The following is a 15,925-nucleotide window of genomic DNA, read 5'->3' as shown; positions in this document are numbered from 1 at the left end:
GTCGTCATGCCCTGCTTCCATCGGGGTGCCGATGTGCGCCCCGGATCGTCGTCTCCGAGGTTCCCCATGTCTGTTCGACCTGCTCTCATCGCCCAGGACCTCGTGCGGGTCCGCGGCGACCGCCGGGTGCTCGACGGCGTCTCCCTGACCGCCGCGCCCCGCCACCGGATTGGCCTGATCGGTGAGAACGGCACCGGCAAGACGACACTGCTGCGGGTCCTGGCCGGCGTCGACGTACCCGACTCCGGTACCGTCACGCGCCCACCGGACGTCGGGTTCCTGCACCAGGAACTGCCGTTGCGGGAATCAACCACCATCGCCGCCGTTCTCGACGAGGCGCTGCGCGAGGCCCGTGCCGACCTCGCCGAGCTGGACCGGATCGGCGTCGCGCTCGCCGACTCGCCGCAGGGCACCGAGCAGCACGACCGGCTGCTGGCCGCGTACGGCGAGGTGCTGGAACGGGCGCAGGACCGTGACGCCTGGGACGCCGACCGGCGTGCCCGCACGATCCTCGACGGCCTCGGTCTCGGCGGGCTGCCCCACGACCGCGTGGTGGGCGCGCTTTCCGGCGGGCAACGTGGCCGGCTCGCCCTCGCGGCGATGCTGGTCCGCCGGCCGAGCGCGCTGCTGCTCGACGAGCCCACCAACCACCTCGACGACGCGGCGGCGGCGTTCTGCGAGGACCAGCTTCGTGCCATGCCGGGGGTGGTAGTGGTCGCCAGTCACGACCGGGCCTTCCTGGACGCGGTCTGCACCGATCTCGTCGACCTGGACCCGGCGGTCGACGGGCCGGTCCGCTTCGGCGGCGGCTACACCGCGTACCTGACGGCGAAGCGGGCCGAGGCGCAACGGTGGCGACGGCGCTACGACGACGAGCAGGCGCTCCTCGCCGAGCTGCGCGAGGCCGCCGCCGTGACCGGGCACCAGGTCGCCCACGGCCGGGGCCCGCGCGACAGCGAGAAGATGGGGTACGGGCACACCGCCGGGCGCGTGCAGAACCAGATCTCCCGTCGCGTCCGCGACGCCGCCCGTCGACTGGAGACGATCGAGCGCGACCCCGTTCCGGTGCCGCCGGAGCCGTTGCGCTTCCACGCGCCGGCGCTCGCGATCGGCGACAGTGATGGGGTCGTCGTCACGGCGGACCGGCTGGAGGTTCCCGGCCGACTGCGGGTGGCGCACCTGGTGCTCAGGTCCCGCGACCGGCTGTTGGTGACCGGCCCCAACGGCACCGGCAAGTCGACTCTGCTCGCCGTGCTCGCCGGTCACCTGGTCGGTGCCGGAACGCTCTGGCGACGACCGGAGCTGCGGGTCGGCCTGCTCGCCCAGGACACCGTCTTCGCTGACGCGCGGCGGACGGCCCGGCAGGTCTTCGACGCGGCCGTCGGCGTGGAGCGAGCCGATGTCGTACCGCTGTCGTCCCTCGGGCTGCTCGCCCCGGCGGACCTCGACCGCCCGGTGGCCGACCTGTCGGTGGGACAGCGCCGTCGGCTCGCCCTGGCGGTGCTCGTCGCCGATCCGCCGGAGCTGCTCCTGCTCGACGAGCCCACCAACCACCTCTCGCCGACGCTCTGCGACGAGTTGGAGGACGCCCTGGGCGTCGGCCCAGGTGCCATCGTCGTGGCCAGCCATGACCGCAGACTCCGCTCCCGCTGGCCAGCCCGAGAGCTACCCCTCCCGCTGGCCCCCACCTGAACGGTTGATCATGAAGTTGTTGCCCTCCGCTGCGGTGTGTCGTGGCAATAACTTCATGATCAACGGGGTGGGGGCGGGGGTGGGTTCGCTGGTACGGGGGGTTGGAAACGTTTTCGTAACGGGGGGTTGACCTCTCCGCCGCCTACGGAGCAGACTCCCCGGAAACGTTTACAGCTATCGGGTGGAGGTGCCGGACGTGGGTCGTAAACGTTTACAGGAACCGGCGGACGGCCGGCCCACGGTGCACACCGTCGCCGCCCGCGCCGGCGTCTCCATCGCGTCCGCCTCGCGGGTGCTCAACGGCGTCGGCGGCAGCCCCGAGACGATCCGCAAGGTTCGCGAGGCGGCCGCCGAGGTGGGCTACGTGCCCAACGCGATCGCCAGGTCGTTGCAGTCCCAGCGCACCGGCCTGATCGCGCTCGCGGTGGAGGACATCGGCAACCCGGTCTACGTGGAGATGATGCGGGCCATCGAGGCCGTGGTCGCGTCCTCCGGGCGGCAGCTGCTGGTGCACGCCACCGGCGGGCGGATCGACAACGAGACCGCTCTGCTGCGACGACTGGCCAACCGCTACGTGGACGGAATGATCGTCTCACCGATCCGGGTCACCAACGACCACCTCACCGCGCTGGTGGACAGTCCGGTGCCGGTGGTGGTGGTCGGCCAGCTCGACGCGGACGCTCCGATCGACAATGTGCGTACCGACTCCCGGCACGGTGTGGCGCTGGCGGTGGACCATCTCGTCGCCACCGGTCGACGGCGGATCGGCTTCGTCAACGGCCCGCTCGACACCGTCCCGGGCGCCGCCCGCGACGCCGGATTCCGGGCCGCCCTGGCCCGACACGGCATCGGACTCGACGACGAGCTGATCGAGGTCGGCGACTTCCAGTACGCGGCCGGCCGCGCCGCCACCGAGCGACTGCTCGCCCGCGCCGACCCGGACGCCCTGGTCTGCGCCAACGACCTCATCGCGGTCGGCGCACTGCACGCCCTGCTGGTCGCCGGTCGTCGGGTGCCACAGGACGTCGCCCTGGTCGGCATGGACGACACCGAACTGGCCCGGATGATGTTTCCCCAGCTCTCCAGCGTCTCGCTCGGCTCGGCCGAGCGTGGTCGCCGAGCCGCCGAACTGCTCCTGCAACGCATTGCCGACGCCACTTTGCCGCCACGGCGCGAGCAGGTGCCGCCAAGTCTCGTCGTTCGCGCGTCCAGCGCCGCGACCCTGCCGGGCCCTCGACCTGCCACCGGCCCGGCAGGCCCACCGACCACCCACCCGTCCAGCGAAGGGGTGACCGCATGACCACCCTGGCCGAGCGGCCGGACGTCGAGCGGGCCGAGCCGGCCCGCCGGCCGAACCGGTTCCGCTCCGACCGCACCACCATCTACCTCCTGTTGCTGCCGTCGCTGCTGCCGATCCTGGTGCTGTCGGTGTTCCCGCTGTTGCGCGGCATTTACCTCGGCTTCACCGACGCCCGCGCCGGTCGCAACGTCGAGGTCAGCTTCACCGGCCTGGCCAACTACCGCGACCTCCTCGGCGACGAGCTGTTCTGGAACTCGTTCAAGATCGGCCTGCTCTGGGCGGTCGGGGTGACGGTGTTGCAGTTCCTGCTCGCCCTCGGGCTGGCGCTGCTGCTCAACCAGCAACTGCGGTTCCGAGGTGTGGCGCGGGTGCTGGCCGTCGTGCCGTGGGCGATGCCGCCCGTCGTGGTCGGCATCCTGTGGAAGCTCGTCTACCACCCCGACGCCGGCCTGATCAACGAGTTCTTCCACCGCATCGGCGCCGACGGACTGCGGACGAACTGGCTGGGCGACTTCAGCACCGCCCTGCCCGCGGTGATCATCGTCGGAGTCTGGGCGGGCATGCCGCAGACCACAGTCGTCCTGCTCGCCGGCCTGCAGGGCGTGGGTCGCGAGCTGCACGAGGCGGCGGCGGTGGACGGAGCCAGCACCTGGCACCGGTTCCGGCACGTCACGTTGCCCGCGCTGGCGCCGGTGATCGTGGCGATCACCTCGCTGGACTTCATCTGGAACTTCAACTCGTTCGGCCTGGTCTACGTGCTCACCGCCGGTGGACCGGGCGGCAAGACGATGCTGCCGATGCTGTTCGCGTACGAGGAGGCGTTCCGCTACGGCAACTACGGCTACGCGGCGGCGCTCGGCAACGTCATGGTCGTGATCATCATCGCGTTGCTCGCTGTCTATCTCCGTCGCCGGCTCAGGGAGGCGAACTGACATGTTCGGAAAACCGAGCCGCACGAGCCGGACGCTGCAGTACCTGGCGCTCGCCGGCTACCTGATCTTCCTCGGGTTCCCGCTGGTCTGGCTGCTCTCCACGGCGTTCAAACCGCCGCGCGAACTGGTACGCCTGCACCCGACGTTGATCCCCGACAACCCGACAGTGCAGAACTTCGTGCAGGCGTTCACCGAGCAGGAGCTGGGCCGGGCGGTGCTCAACAGCCTCCAGGTCTCCCTCGCCTCGGCGGTGCTGACCGTGCTGGTCGCCATGCCGGCGTCGTACGCCCTCGCCCGGTTCCGCTCCAAGCTCGGCACCGCCGCGCTGGGCTGGGTGCTGCTGTCCCAGCTCTTCCCGTTCGTGCTGCTGATCATCCCGATCTTCCTGGTGCTGCGGCAGGTCGGCCTGGCCAACACGCACGCCGGGCTGGTGCTGATCTACGTGGTCTGGGCGCTGCCGTTCGCGCTGTGGATGCTGCAGGGCTTCGTCCGCAACATTCCGAGGGAGCTGGAGGAGGCCGCCTCGGTCGACGGCGCGACCCGAGTGCAGGTGCTGCGACGGGTGGTCTTCCCGCTGCTCGCTCCGGGCCTGGTCGCGACAGCGCTGTTCTCGTTCATCTCGGCCTGGAACGAATTCTTCTTCGCACTGGTGCTGATCAAGACCCCGGAGCTGGCCACCCTGCCGGTGGCGCTGGCCCGGTTCGTCGGCATCGAGGGCACCGCCCGCCTGGGACCCCTGGCCGCCGGTTCACTGCTGGCCACGCTGCCCAGCCTGATCTTCTTCGCGTTCATGCAGCGCCGGCTCTCGTCCGGGTCGCTCGCGGGCGCGGTCAAGGGCTGAACCGTCCCCCCAACCACCACCACCAAGGAGGTAATCCCCCATGCTCCGTACCCGATTCCGTCGACTCGCGGCGGCCGCCGCGGTCACGGTCATCGGCCTCGGCGCGCTCACCGCGTGCGGTGCCGGCGGCGACGACGAGGCCACCTCCGGCCCGGCCAAGCTGCGTTTCCTCAGCCTCGCCTGGCAGAAGGAGTCTCTGCAGGTCAACAAGGATCTGGTCGCCAAGTGGAACGCCGAGCATCCGGACATCCAGGTCGAGTACGTCCAGGGTGACTGGAACTCGGTGCACGACCAACTGCTCACCTCGTTCGAGGGCGGCGACGCGCCGGACATCGTGCACTACGAGGCGTCCTCGATCGGCGAGTTCAGCAAGCAGGGCTACCTGGCCGACCTCTCCGACCTGGTCTCGGACGACCTGAAGGGGCAGATCGACAAGGGCATCTGGGACACCGCTACCGTCGACGGCAAGGTCACCGGTGTGCCGTTCCTGCTGGAGTCGCAGGTCGTCATCGCCAACAAGAAGCTGCTCGACGCCGCCGGTGTCGCGGTCCCGCCGGCCGACGGCGGCTGGACCTGGGACGAGTTTCAGGCCAACGCGCAGAAGCTCACCAAGCCCGGCCAGTACGGCGCGGCCTGGGCGCTGAAGTCGCCGACCAACCGGGTGCTGAACCTCGCGCTCAACTACGACGGCACGTTCTTCTACGGCGACGGTGGCCGCACCGAGGTGAAGGTCGGCGACGCCGAGAAGGAGATCCCGAAGCGGATCCACGACATGCTCTACACCGCCAAGTCCGCCTCCCCGGAGGCACTCGGCATGAGCGGCGCGGACACCCTGCCCGGCTTCTTCGGCGGCAAGTACGCGATGCTGCCCGGCTCGGTGTCGCTGCGCCAGCAGATGGTCGAGCAGGCGCCGGCCGGCTTCGAGTGGGTCACAGTGCCCCCGATCAAGGGGCTCTCCACCAAGCAGGCCGCCAACCCGCAGACGCTGTCGATCTCCGAGGACAGCAAGCACAAGAAGCAGGCCGCGCAGTTCCTGGAGTACTTCCTGAACCCGACCAACATGGCAGCCCTGGCCAAGGGTGACTGGTTGGTGCCGACCGGCAGGCAGGCCAACGAGGAACTGGTCAAGCTCACCGCCGGCAAGCAGGGCTGGGACGTCGCCGCGGACAGCGCCACGGACCTGACCGTCGCCCCGTTCCAGCAGGCCGACGGCTACCCGGAGTGGAAGACCAAGTACGCCACCCCGGCCCTCCAGCAGTACTTCGCCAACAAGATCACCCTCGATCAGCTCGGCACGCAGCTGGTCGACGGTGGCAAGCAGGTTCTGAGGTAACGACATGTCACTCTTGCTCGACACATCGGTCGGTTGCCTGGTCGGCGCCGCGGTCGGAGACGCCCTGGGTGGCGCCACCGAGACGGCGCTGCCCGAGCAGATCCGCACCCGCTTCGGCGGCTGGGTCGAGGGCATCGTGCCCCCGTACCACGCCGACTGGGCCACCGGACGACCCCTCGCGCCGTACCACAAGGGCGACGGGCACATCACCGACGACACGTTGATGACCCACGCCCTGGTCCGCGCGTACGCGGCCAAACGGGACCACCTCGACGCGTACGACGTGGTGGAGCTGCTGGTTCCCGACCTGATCGAGCGGGTGGTGTACATCCCCGACCTGGAGCGCGACGGCGTGACCTTCCACCGGCTCGCGGCCGCCGAACGGTGGCTGGTCACCCGACTGCACCACGCCCACGCGGACCCGCGCGAGGCCGGGGTCGGCAACATCGTCAACTGTGGCGCGGCCATGTACATGGCCCCGGTCGGCATCGTCAACGCGGGCGACCCGGCCGGGGCGTACGCCGAGGCGGTGGAGATCGCCGGCGCGCACCAGCACAGCTACGGGCGGGAGGCCGCCGCCGTGTTCGCGGCCTCGGTCGCGGCGGCCGCGACCCCCGGCGCGGGCGTCGAGGACGTCGTGGCGGCGGCGCTGGACCTGGCCCGCGACGGCACCCGCGCGGCCATCGACGCGGTGGTCAAGGAGGCCCGAGGCCACCACGACTGGAAGCAGGCCATCCCGGCGCTGCGGGCCGCGGTCGCCCCCTACGACACGGTGGGGGAGGAGTACCGCAGCCCCGGCCTCGGCGCGCGGCGGCCCAGTCGCCTGCACGCCATCGAGGAGCTGCCGGTGGCTCTCGGCATGCTCGTGGTGGCCGGCGGCGACTTCCGGGCCGCGGTGCTCGGCTCGGTCAACTACGGCCGGGACGCGGACTCCACAGCCACCATGGCCGCCGCCATCGCCGGGGCTCTCGGTGGCGCCGACGCGGTGCCGGCGGAGTGGTCCGACGTGGTCGCCACCGCCTCCAGGACCGACCTGGTGGAGCCGGCCCGGGTCCTGGCCGCGGTGGCCGGCGAGGTCTTCGAACGCGACCAGGCCCGGTTCGCCCGCCGGGCGGAGCGGTTCGCCGGGCTGGCCGTCGGTGCCACCCGGGGGGTTGGGGGCGAGACCCGGTGAGGATCACCTGGGTTCAGCCCGAGGACCTCCTGCCGCACGAGCTGGCGGCCAGCCGGGACGAGGGGCGCGACGTCGCCGCGATCGCCCAGCGGTGGACGGCGGCCGGCGGGGACCTGACCCCACCGGTCAGTGGGGCGTCGGCGACCCCGGCGTCGCCGCAACTGCGGGCCCTCGCCACGGAGCTGCTGGACGCCGCCGACGCGGTGCCCGCCGTCGACACCGCCGACGAGGCCGACGACCTGGCCACGCTGCGCGCCGGTTGGCCGACCAGCTGGTCGCTGCCGACCGAGGCGGCGTACGACAGGCTGCACGGCGGGTGGCTCGGCCGGGCGGTCGGCTGCCTGCTCGGCAAGCCGGTGGAGAAGATTCCCCGCGAGGGCATCCGGGAGATCCTCATCGCGACCGACCGGTGGCCACTGCGCGACTGGTTCACCGCGAAGGGACTCCCGGTCGAGGTGGCCGCCCGCTGGCCGTGGAACCGGCGCAGCGCGCCGACCAGCCTCGCCGAGAACATCGACGGGATGCCCGAGGACGACGACCTGAACTACGCGTTGCTGGCGCTGCGCGTGCTGGAGACGCACGGTCGGGGCTTCACCAGCGCCGACGTGGCGCAGGCGTGGCTGGACTGGCTGCCCGGCGGGCGGGTCTTCACCGCCGAGCGGGTGGCGTATCGCAACCTGCTGCTCGGGTACCCGCCGCCGCAGAGCGCCCGCCGGCACAACCCGTTCCGGGAGTGGATCGGCGCGCAGATCCGCAGCGACGTGTACGGCTGGGTCAACCCCGGCCGGCCGGACCGCGCGGCCGAGCTGGCGGTGCGGGACGCGACGGTCAGCCACGTCCGAGGTGGGGTGCACGGCGCGCTCTGGGCGGCGGCGCTGGCCGCCGCCGCGCCGGTGGCCGACACAGTGGACGAGGTGTTGGACGCCGCCGAGGCGGTGCTGCCGCCGGCTAGCCGGTTCGCCGCCACCGTCCGGGAGGCACGTGCGCTCGGCGCGGGCACCGACGACTGGGAACGCGTTGTCGACGAGCTGTACGCACGACACGGCCACCTGCACTGGGTGCACGTCCGCAACAACGCCGCGCTGGTGGCCGCCGCCCTGGCGTACGGGCGGGGGGACCTGGAACGGTCGATCACCGCTGTGGTCAGCGGCGGCTGGGACACCGACTCGACCGGCGCGACAGTCGGCGCGGTGACCGGAGCGCTCACCGGCGCGTCCGGGCTGCCGCCGCGTTGGGTCGCCCCGCTGCACAACCGGCTGGCCAGCAGCATTGGCGGCTTCGACGGGATCGGCTTCGACGAGCTGGCCGAGCGGACCCTCGCCCTGGCGCAGCCGCCGACGGAAGGGAGCGTGGCATGAGCGCGCGGGTGGCGGTGGTGGGCAGCAGCAACCTGGACCTGGTGGTCACGGCGTCGCGGCTGCCCCGCCCTGGTGAGACGGTGCTCGGCGAGAACTTCCGGACCGTACCCGGCGGCAAGGGCGCCAACCAGGCCGTCGCCGCCGCCCGGGCCGGTGCGGCCTGCGACTTCGTGGGAGCGGTCGGCGACGACGAGTTCGGTACCCGGATGCGGGCCAGTCTCGTCGACGCGGGAGTGGACGTCAGTGGCCTGCGGACCGCCGCCGGCCCCTCCGGTGTCGCGTTGATCGCCGTCGACCGGGACGCGGAGAACTTCATTCTGGTCGCGCCCGGCGCCAACGGCACGCTGACCGAGCTGGACGCTGACGACTGGGCGACGATCGCGGCTGCCGACGTGTTGCTCCTGCAACTGGAGGTGCCGCTGACCGCGGTGCTCCAGGCGGCGCATTGGGCCCGGGCCGACGGCACCACAGTGGTGCTGAACGCCGCACCCGCAGCCGTGCTGCCCAGCGCACTGCTCGATCTCGTCGACGTGCTGGTGGTCAACGAGCACGAGGCGGCTGTCGTCGCCGAGGTCGCCTCCGACGACCCACCGGTGCTGCTCGACGCCCTGCTGAAGCTGGTGCCCCGGGTGGTGCTCACCCTCGGCGCGCGCGGGGCCGCGTACGCCGATCGACACGGCCTGCGTCTCGCGGTCCCGGCGCCCCAGATCGACGCGGTGGACACCACCGCCGCCGGTGACGCGTTCACCGGCGCGCTCGCCGTGGGCTGGGCCGAACGCGGCGGCGCCAGCAGCGAGGACACCGTCACCGCCAGCCTGCGCTGGGCCTGTGCCGCCGGCGCGGCCTGCGCCCAGCGGCCCGGAGCGTCCACCGCCCTGCCCGACCGGCCGGCCATCGACGCCCTCTACGACGCGACCTACCGAGGTGCACAGTGAGCTTCAACCCGTACGTCCCGCGCCCGATCGACCGGCCGACCGAGGTGCCGTTGGGCGGGCACGCCGACCTGAGCACCCTGGACGAGGCGAAGATCTTCGCCGCCCCGACCGACAGGGCCGACTGGCCGGCCTGGCGGGAGCAGATCGTCCGGTGGCGGGTCGACGCCCGGCACCGGATCGGCTACGGCGGCGAGCACTACGACGAAATCGCCGGTGACTGCTTCAGCGTCTGCCTGGCCTGGCTCTGGGACGAGACGCTCTACGACCACGAACGCGGCGTCTTCACCGTCGACGAGTTCCTCGACGCGGCCGGGCGGGACTTCGGCGGCTTCGACGGGGTGGTGCTCTGGCACGCGTACCCGGTGATCGGCCTCGACGACCGCAACCAGTTCGACTGGTACCGGGACGTACCGGAGCTGCCCGAGGTGGTGCGCGCCTTCCAGCAACGTGGGGTGAAGGTCTTCGTCGACTACAACCCGTGGGACACCGGCACCCGGCGCGAGCCGGGCAGCGACGCCGAGGAGGTCGCCACGCTGGCCGGCAAGCTCGGCGTCGACGGGGTCTTCCTGGACACCCTCAAGGAGGGTGCCGGGGAGCTGCGCGCCGCGCTGGACACGGTGCGCCCCGGCATGGTCCTGGAGGGCGAGAGTCGGGTGCCGCTGGCCCGCATCGCCGACCACGCGATGTCCTGGGCGCAGTGGTTCGCCGACTCCGAGGTGCCCGGCGTGCTGCGGGCGAAGTGGTTCGAGCGACGGCACGTGCTGCACCACACCCGGCGCTGGCACCGCGACCACCTCGACGAGCTGCACTCCGCCTGGCTCAACGGCGTCGGCGTGCTGGTCTGGGAAAGCGTCTTCGGCGTCTGGGTCGGCTGGAACGAGCGGGACCGCGCGGTGCTGCGGGCGATGCGCCGGGTGCAGGCCAGCCACGCGGCGTGGTTGCGCGCCGAGGACTGGGTGCCGCTCGCCGACCATCCCGGCGACGGCCAGGTGTACGCGTCCCGCTGGACGCACGACGACGAGCCGCTGTGGACGGTGGTGAACCGGGGCGCGGACCACGACGGCCCGTGGCTGGTCACCGACCCGAGCGCCGGCCGGCACTTCGTCGACCTGGTCACCGGTGCCGAGTTGACGGTCACCGAGACCGCCGACGGTCGACTGGCGGTGGGTGGCCCACTCCCGGCCGGCGCGATCGCGGCCGTGGCGCGCGGACTCGCCTCCGCGCACCGGCACGAGCCGCCGACCGGCGACCCGTCCTTCCCGGCCCGAGCCGCGGTGCGCGTCCGTACGCCGTGGACGCCGCTAGCGCAGGTGCCGCCGGGTCTGGTCGCCGTCGAGGGCGGCCGGCACGAGCTGGTCGTCCGGCACCGGGTACGGGAGACCGGGCTGTACGGCGAGGCGCCCTACGTCGACGAGTGGAAGCCGCTGCCGCCTCGGCTGCACCACAGCGGCACGCTGCGGCGCAGTGTGCGGCTCGGCCGGTTCGCCATCGCCGTGCACGAGGTCACCCACGGCGAGTACGCCGAGTTCCTGCGCGCCACCGGCTACGTTCCGGTGCGCCCGGAGCGGTTCACCGCCGGCTCCGGCCCGGCCGACGCCCCGGTGACCGGGGTCGAGTTGGCCGACGCGCGGGCGTACGCGACCTGGGCCGGGCTGCGCCTGCCCACCGAGGACGAGTGGCAGGTCGCGGCCGAGGCGGGACTGCTCGTACGGCGGGAACCGCTGGTGTGGAACCTGACCGAGAGCGAGCACTCCGACGGCCGTACCCGCTTCGCCATCCTCAAGGGTGGCGCCCAGTACCGGGCGGAGGGCTCCGACTGGTACCTCGACGGAGGCCCGCAACCGGCGGACGTGTCGGTGAAGCTGCTGCTCACCGGCGCCGGTCTCGCCCGCTCCGAACAGGTCGGCTTCCGCTGTGCGGCCGACCTGCCGGAGGTGACCCGGTGACCGCGCCACTGCACGGCGTCACTGTCGTCGACCTGGCCACCCTCTTCGCCGGGCCGCTCGCGGCGGCGTTCCTCGGTGACTTCGGCGCCGACGTGATCAAGGTGGAGCATCCGGCCAAGCCCGACCCGTCGCGGGGGCACGGCCCGGCCCGCGACGGTGTCGGGCTCTGGTGGAAGGTGCTCGGCCGCAACAAGCGCACCGTCACCCTCAACCTCTCCGACCCGGACGGCGCGGAACTGCTGCGCCGGCTGCTCGCCGACGCCGACGTGCTGGTGGAGAACTTCCGCCCCGGAACCCTGGAGCGGTGGGGGCTCGGCCCGGCCGAGCTGCACGCCGTCAACCCCCGGCTGGTGATCACCCGGATCAGTGGGTTCGGGCAGGTCGGCCCGTACGCCCGCCGGCCCGGCTTCGGCACCCTCGCCGAGGCGATGAGCGGTTTCGCGGCGGCCACCGGGGAACCGGACGGGCCGCCCACGCTGCCCCCGTTCGGGCTGGCCGACTCGGTGAGCGCGCTCGCCGCCGCGTACGCGGTGATGCTCGCCCTGCGGGCCCGCGACGTCACCGGCGCCGGGCAGGTGGTCGACCTCGCCATCATCGAGCCGATCATGGCGATGCTCGGGCCGCAGATCACCTGGTACGACCAGCTCGGCTACGTCCAGCCCCGGCTGGGCAACCGGTCCAACAACAACGCCCCGCGCAACACCTACCGCTGTGCCGACGGGCGCTGGGTGGCGGTCTCCACCAGCGCGCAGAGCATCGCCGAACGGGTGCTGCGGCTGGTCGGCCGCGGCGAGCTGATCGACGAGCCGTGGTTCGCCACCGGCAGCGGCCGGGCCGCCCACGCCGACGAGTTGGACGCGGCGGTGAGCGCCTGGGTGGCGCAACGGGACCGCGACGAGGTGGTGGCCGCGTTCGAGGAGGCCCAGGCCGCTGTCGCTCCCGTCTACGACGTGCGCGACATCCTCGCCGACCCGCAGTACGCCGCGCTGGGCACCGTGCGCACAGTGCCGGACGAGGAGTTGGGCGAGGTACGCATGCAGAACGTGCCGTTCCGCCTCGCCGAGACGCCCGGCGAGATCCGGCACGCCGGCCGGCGGCACGGCCAGGACACCGACGCGGTCTTCGCCGCGCTCGGCCTGAGCGCCGAGGAGCTGGCCGCGCTGCGCGAGCGGGGGGTGCTCTGATGCTGTTGAGCTGGCTCTACGTGCCCGGCGACCGCCCGGACCGGTTCGCCAAGGCGGTCGCCTCGGGTGCCGACGCGGTCATCCTCGACCTGGAGGACGCCGTTGTCGCCGGGCGCAAGGCGTACGCCCGGGACGCGGTCGCCGAGTTCCTCACCGAGGCGCACCCGGTGCCCGTGCAGGTCCGGGTCAACGAGCTGACCGGCCCGGACCTCGATGCCGACCTGGCGGCGGTGGCCGGCCGGCCCGGGTTGGCCGGGCTGCGGCTGCCGAAGGTCGAGTCGGCCGCGACACTGGCGGCCCTCGCCGAGCGGGTCGACGTGCCAGTGCACCCGCTGATCGAGTCGGCGGCCGGGTTGGAGGCCGCGTATCCGATCGCCGCTGCCCACCCGGCGGTGGCCTCGATCGGGCTCGGTGAGGCCGACCTGCGCTCGGATCTCGGGGTGAGCGACGACGACGGTCTGCTCTGGGCGCGCGGCCGGGTGGTGGTCGCGGCCCGCGCGGCCGGTCTGGCCCCGCCGGCCATGTCGGTGTACGCCGACGTCGTCGACCTCGCCGGTCTGGCCGCCTCCTGCGCGGCGGGCCGACGGCTCGGCTTCCTCGGCCGTGCGGCGATCCACCCGCGCCAGCTCCCGGTGATCGTCGACGCGTTCCGGCCGGCCGATCGGGAGGTGGCCCGCGCTGCGGAGCTGCTGGCTGCCGTGGCGGACGCGCACCAGCGGGATTCGGGCACCGTGGTCCTGCCCGACGGCCGGTTCGCCGACCGGGCGATGGTGGCTGCCGCCCGCCGTGTCGTGGACCTCGCCGCCCGCTACGCCGCCTGAGCCTCGCCGGCGCTGTCCCGTCCGGTCGAGGCTGTACTGCTCGCGGCGGAGCCCGTCAGCGCTCGCGGCTGAGCGCGCGCTGCTGTCTGGCGTCGAGACGATCGAGCCGTTCGAGGTCGGCGGTGCCGGACCGGACCACGGCCGCCGCCAGCGCCACGGTCGCCGGCTGGACTCCGCTCTGCTGCTCAGCGGTGGCGATCCGGACCGACTGCGCGAGATGCGCCCGCAGGTGCCCGGCGAGCAGATGGTGAAACGGCTGCCCGCTGGCCGCCCGCAGCGCGGTCATCTCCTGCGCGGTGGCCATGCCCGGCATGTCGTGCCCCTCGTGCGGATTCGTCGTCGGGGCCGCGGCGTCGGCCAGTAACCGGCGGGCGCGGTCCAGGTCGGCGCGCCGGGTGGTCGCCACCTGGGTGGCCGTCTGCCGCCAGGCCGGGTCGGTGGTCCGCGCCGGCACCAGATCGAGGACGGGCAGCAGGCGTTCGGTCATCGCCACCGTCAGTTGCAGCCAGGCGATGTCGGTGGGGTTGAACGCCGTACCCGTCGGTGTCGGCGCTGTCGTCGCCGGTGGCGCGGTCACGGGCGGTGTGGCGGTGCCGGTCGCGTCCCGTGGCCCGCCGCCGCAGCCGGCGACGAGCAACACGGCGATGAGCACCGTGGACGCCGTGGGCTGACGCATCCGATCTCCCTTCCCAACCAGTGCGGCGGGCCCGGGTGACCGGACCCGCCGCCGTGGTGTGGAGCTGTCGCTCAGATCGGTCGGCCGTCGTGACCGCACTTGATCACGGGACGGATGCAGTCCTGGACCCGGCGGGCAAGCTCCGCCACCGGCCAGGCGTTGAAGAAGTCGCCGTGCATCGTGTAGCCCGGCCCGGAGGCCAGCCGGAACCGCGACGGGTCGCCGGTCACCGGGTACCGAAGCACCTGGCGCAACTTCGGCACGTGCACCGGGTGGGTGCTCGGGCAGGCCTGGTTCACCGGGTACGCCAGGTGGCTCTTGTGGTCGGGCGAGTCGAGGTCACGGCCGTTCCAGCACTGCGGGAAGTCCAGGTACGACTCCAGCATGGTGCCCGACGGGCAGTTGACGAAGTCCTTCGACGGCGGCACGTGCCCGGCGTGCAGGCAGGACCAGCGGGCGATGCTGTCGTTCGGCCCGGTGGCCTTCGCGTTGCCGGCGACGAGCCGCAGCCCCAGCGGGAACGGCTGGGTGTTCGCGACGACGTCGGCGCGTACGCCCTCGCCCAGGTAGTAGAACGTGGCGATCGCCGGTTCCACCGCGACGTTGTCCCGATACAGGGTCGGCACCCAGTACGACGAGACGTCCACCCGCGGGTTGCAGGTGGTGGGCGAGTTGACCAGGTCCGGGAGGGTGGTCCTGGCGTTCGTCACGGTGCTGCCGAAGAAGCTGTGCATGTGCGACGCCCCGGGCAGCCCGGGGAAGACGATCGGGTCGTCCGGCAGTCGGTGGCTGTAGGTGCAGTCGGCGGGGAACTCGGCGACCCGGATGGCGTTGGCGCCGAAGTCGGCGCCGGCTTGGCCGGGGGCGGCGTCGGCCCGGTTGGTGGTGGACACCAGGAACGTGCCGAGTAGCAGCAGCAGGGCGCCGATAGCCGTGGCGAGGCGTAGTCGGCGGGGGATGCCGGAGAGGGGTGCGGCCCTGTCCATCTCGTGACTCCTGTCGGGGGACGGGTCAGGGACAGCTCCGGCGCCGCCGCCGAAGGCATCGGAGTTGTGCCTGGCCAGACTTGGTAGTGGCCGGTTGGGCCGGGGCGAGAGAGCGCTCTCACTGCCCCCAGCCTCACGGTGAAGTCGACAATTGTCAATACGTGCCGCAGATGGTGGAAAGACGACGAAGGGCCGGGCCCCGTGGTGGGGTCCGGCCCTTCGGTGTGTGCGGGTGGTGTGGGGTCAGCTGGTGGCGTAGCCGCGGGTGGCGATCCAGTCGGCGAGGTGCTCGACGCTGATCTGGTAGGCGGCTTGGTTGGGGTCGGCGGAGTCGGCGATGGTGACGGTGTTGCCGTTGTCGTGGTAGCCGACGACGCTGATGTAGTGCCCGCCCTCGTAGGAGTGGGTGACACCGTTGGTGTCGGTGCTGGTGCCGGCGATGTTGGCGACCACGGCCCGGCCGTCGTCGACGGTCTTGACGATGTCGGCGCGCAGCTTGTCGGTCTGCGTGGCGTCGGCGTCGGGGGTGCTGCTCTCCACCTACCGGTAGGCGTCAGCCTTGCCGGTTGCCGTGAGCAGGACGGGGTTGAGGTCGTTGATGGAGTGGGTGCCGGCATCGTCGGTGCGCCTTTCCTGGTCGTGGTAATGGACGCTGCAGTTCTGACGCTGCACGCTCCGTGCGTGACGGGTCGCGGCGGTACCGTTGTAGTGTCGGCTGTGTTGCGCTTTGTGGGTAGTGCCGTGTGT

The 15,925-nt window shown here is 72.4% G+C and carries 13 protein-coding genes and 1 pseudogene; 11 read left to right on the top strand and 3 right to left on the bottom strand.

From position 1 onward, the window contains the following. Positions 1–66 precede the first annotated feature (66 nt). The 11 genes from NIE111_RS08665 to NIE111_RS08615 all read left to right on the top strand — a co-directional run bounded on the left by NIE111_RS08665 (position 67) and on the right by NIE111_RS08615 (position 13,516). Positions 67–1,692, top strand: a complete 1,626-nt coding sequence (locus tag NIE111_RS08665) for an ABC-F family ATP-binding cassette domain-containing protein (protein ID WP_238683879.1) — start codon at positions 67–69, stop codon at positions 1,690–1,692. Between the two features lie 196 nt (positions 1,693–1,888). After that, complete coding sequence (locus NIE111_RS08660; protein ID WP_238683878.1) at positions 1,889–2,992, top strand: LacI family DNA-binding transcriptional regulator; 1,104 nt, start codon at positions 1,889–1,891, stop codon at positions 2,990–2,992. Beyond that, a complete protein-coding gene (locus tag NIE111_RS08655; RefSeq protein ID WP_238683877.1) occupies positions 2,989–3,924 on the top strand; it encodes a carbohydrate ABC transporter permease in 936 nt (311 codons plus the stop codon). The genes NIE111_RS08660 and NIE111_RS08655 overlap by 4 nt, the downstream gene beginning before the upstream one ends. Position 3,925: 1 nt before the next feature. After that, positions 3,926–4,765 (top strand): carbohydrate ABC transporter permease, encoded by an 840-nt coding sequence (locus tag NIE111_RS08650; protein ID WP_238683876.1) that lies wholly within the window; start codon positions 3,926–3,928, stop codon positions 4,763–4,765. 40 nt (positions 4,766–4,805) lie between these two features. Continuing rightward, positions 4,806–6,098 (top strand): ABC transporter substrate-binding protein, encoded by a 1,293-nt coding sequence (locus NIE111_RS08645; RefSeq protein WP_238683875.1) that lies wholly within the window; start codon positions 4,806–4,808, stop codon positions 6,096–6,098. A gap of 4 nt (positions 6,099–6,102) precedes the next feature. Next, entirely contained in the window at positions 6,103–7,272 is a 1,170-nt protein-coding gene (locus NIE111_RS08640; RefSeq protein ID WP_238683874.1) for an ADP-ribosylglycohydrolase family protein, read from the top strand. Further along, entirely contained in the window at positions 7,269–8,630 is a 1,362-nt protein-coding gene (locus tag NIE111_RS08635; protein ID WP_238683873.1) for an ADP-ribosylglycohydrolase family protein, read from the top strand. Before NIE111_RS08640 ends, NIE111_RS08635 begins: the two co-directional genes overlap by 4 nt. Beyond that, positions 8,627–9,565: a ribokinase gene (locus NIE111_RS08630; protein ID WP_238683872.1), complete on the top strand. Its 939-nt coding sequence runs from the start codon at positions 8,627–8,629 to the stop codon at positions 9,563–9,565. The genes NIE111_RS08635 and NIE111_RS08630 overlap by 4 nt, the downstream gene beginning before the upstream one ends. Next, a complete protein-coding gene (locus tag NIE111_RS32210) occupies positions 9,562–11,511 on the top strand; it encodes an SUMF1/EgtB/PvdO family nonheme iron enzyme (RefSeq protein WP_238683871.1) in 1,950 nt (649 codons plus the stop codon). The genes NIE111_RS08630 and NIE111_RS32210 overlap by 4 nt, the downstream gene beginning before the upstream one ends. Further along, the gene (locus NIE111_RS08620; RefSeq protein ID WP_238683870.1) at positions 11,508–12,695 is read left to right on the top strand and encodes a CaiB/BaiF CoA transferase family protein; all 1,188 of its coding nucleotides are present in this window, start codon (positions 11,508–11,510) and stop codon (positions 12,693–12,695) included. Before NIE111_RS32210 ends, NIE111_RS08620 begins: the two co-directional genes overlap by 4 nt. Beyond that, the gene (locus NIE111_RS08615) at positions 12,695–13,516 is read left to right on the top strand and encodes an HpcH/HpaI aldolase/citrate lyase family protein (RefSeq protein ID WP_238683869.1); all 822 of its coding nucleotides are present in this window, start codon (positions 12,695–12,697) and stop codon (positions 13,514–13,516) included. The genes NIE111_RS08620 and NIE111_RS08615 overlap by 1 nt, the downstream gene beginning before the upstream one ends. 55 nt (positions 13,517–13,571) lie before the next feature. Here NIE111_RS08615 and NIE111_RS08610 read toward each other — a convergent pair whose 3' ends face one another. The 3 genes and pseudogenes from NIE111_RS08610 to NIE111_RS08600 form a co-directional block, all read right to left on the bottom strand. After that, positions 13,572–14,192 (bottom strand): DUF305 domain-containing protein, encoded by a 621-nt coding sequence (locus tag NIE111_RS08610; RefSeq protein WP_238683868.1) that lies wholly within the window; start codon positions 14,190–14,192, stop codon positions 13,572–13,574. Between the two features lie 71 nt (positions 14,193–14,263). After that, complete coding sequence (locus NIE111_RS08605; protein ID WP_238683867.1) at positions 14,264–15,178, bottom strand: DUF1996 domain-containing protein; 915 nt, start codon at positions 15,176–15,178, stop codon at positions 14,264–14,266. Between the two features lie 243 nt (positions 15,179–15,421). Further along, positions 15,422–15,925, bottom strand: a pseudogene (locus tag NIE111_RS08600) (C39 family peptidase); the annotation flags it as partial.

Source organism: Micromonospora hortensis, assembly GCF_022230935.1.
In the GTDB taxonomy this organism is placed as follows: Bacteria; Actinomycetota; Actinomycetes; order Mycobacteriales; family Micromonosporaceae; genus Micromonospora; species Micromonospora hortensis.
The sequence above is the reverse complement of the archived record's forward strand: the minus strand, read 5'-3'. Positions and strand labels throughout refer to the sequence as shown.

Coding starts and splice junctions, on each gene's coding strand:
- NIE111_RS08665 (WP_238683879.1), top strand. CDS start 67: ATGTCTGTTCGACCTGCTCTCATCGCCCAGGACCTCGTGCGGGTCCGC.
- NIE111_RS08655 (WP_238683877.1), top strand. CDS start 2,989: ATGACCACCCTGGCCGAGCGGCCGGACGTCGAGCGGGCCGAGCCGGCC.
- NIE111_RS08650 (WP_238683876.1), top strand. CDS start 3,926: ATGTTCGGAAAACCGAGCCGCACGAGCCGGACGCTGCAGTACCTGGCG.
- NIE111_RS08645 (WP_238683875.1), top strand. CDS start 4,806: ATGCTCCGTACCCGATTCCGTCGACTCGCGGCGGCCGCCGCGGTCACG.
- NIE111_RS08640 (WP_238683874.1), top strand. CDS start 6,103: ATGTCACTCTTGCTCGACACATCGGTCGGTTGCCTGGTCGGCGCCGCG.
- NIE111_RS08630 (WP_238683872.1), top strand. CDS start 8,627: ATGAGCGCGCGGGTGGCGGTGGTGGGCAGCAGCAACCTGGACCTGGTG.
- NIE111_RS08615 (WP_238683869.1), top strand. CDS start 12,695: ATGCTGTTGAGCTGGCTCTACGTGCCCGGCGACCGCCCGGACCGGTTC.
- NIE111_RS08610 (WP_238683868.1), bottom strand. CDS start 14,192: ATGCGTCAGCCCACGGCGTCCACGGTGCTCATCGCCGTGTTGCTCGTC.
- NIE111_RS08605 (WP_238683867.1), bottom strand. CDS start 15,178: ATGGACAGGGCCGCACCCCTCTCCGGCATCCCCCGCCGACTACGCCTC.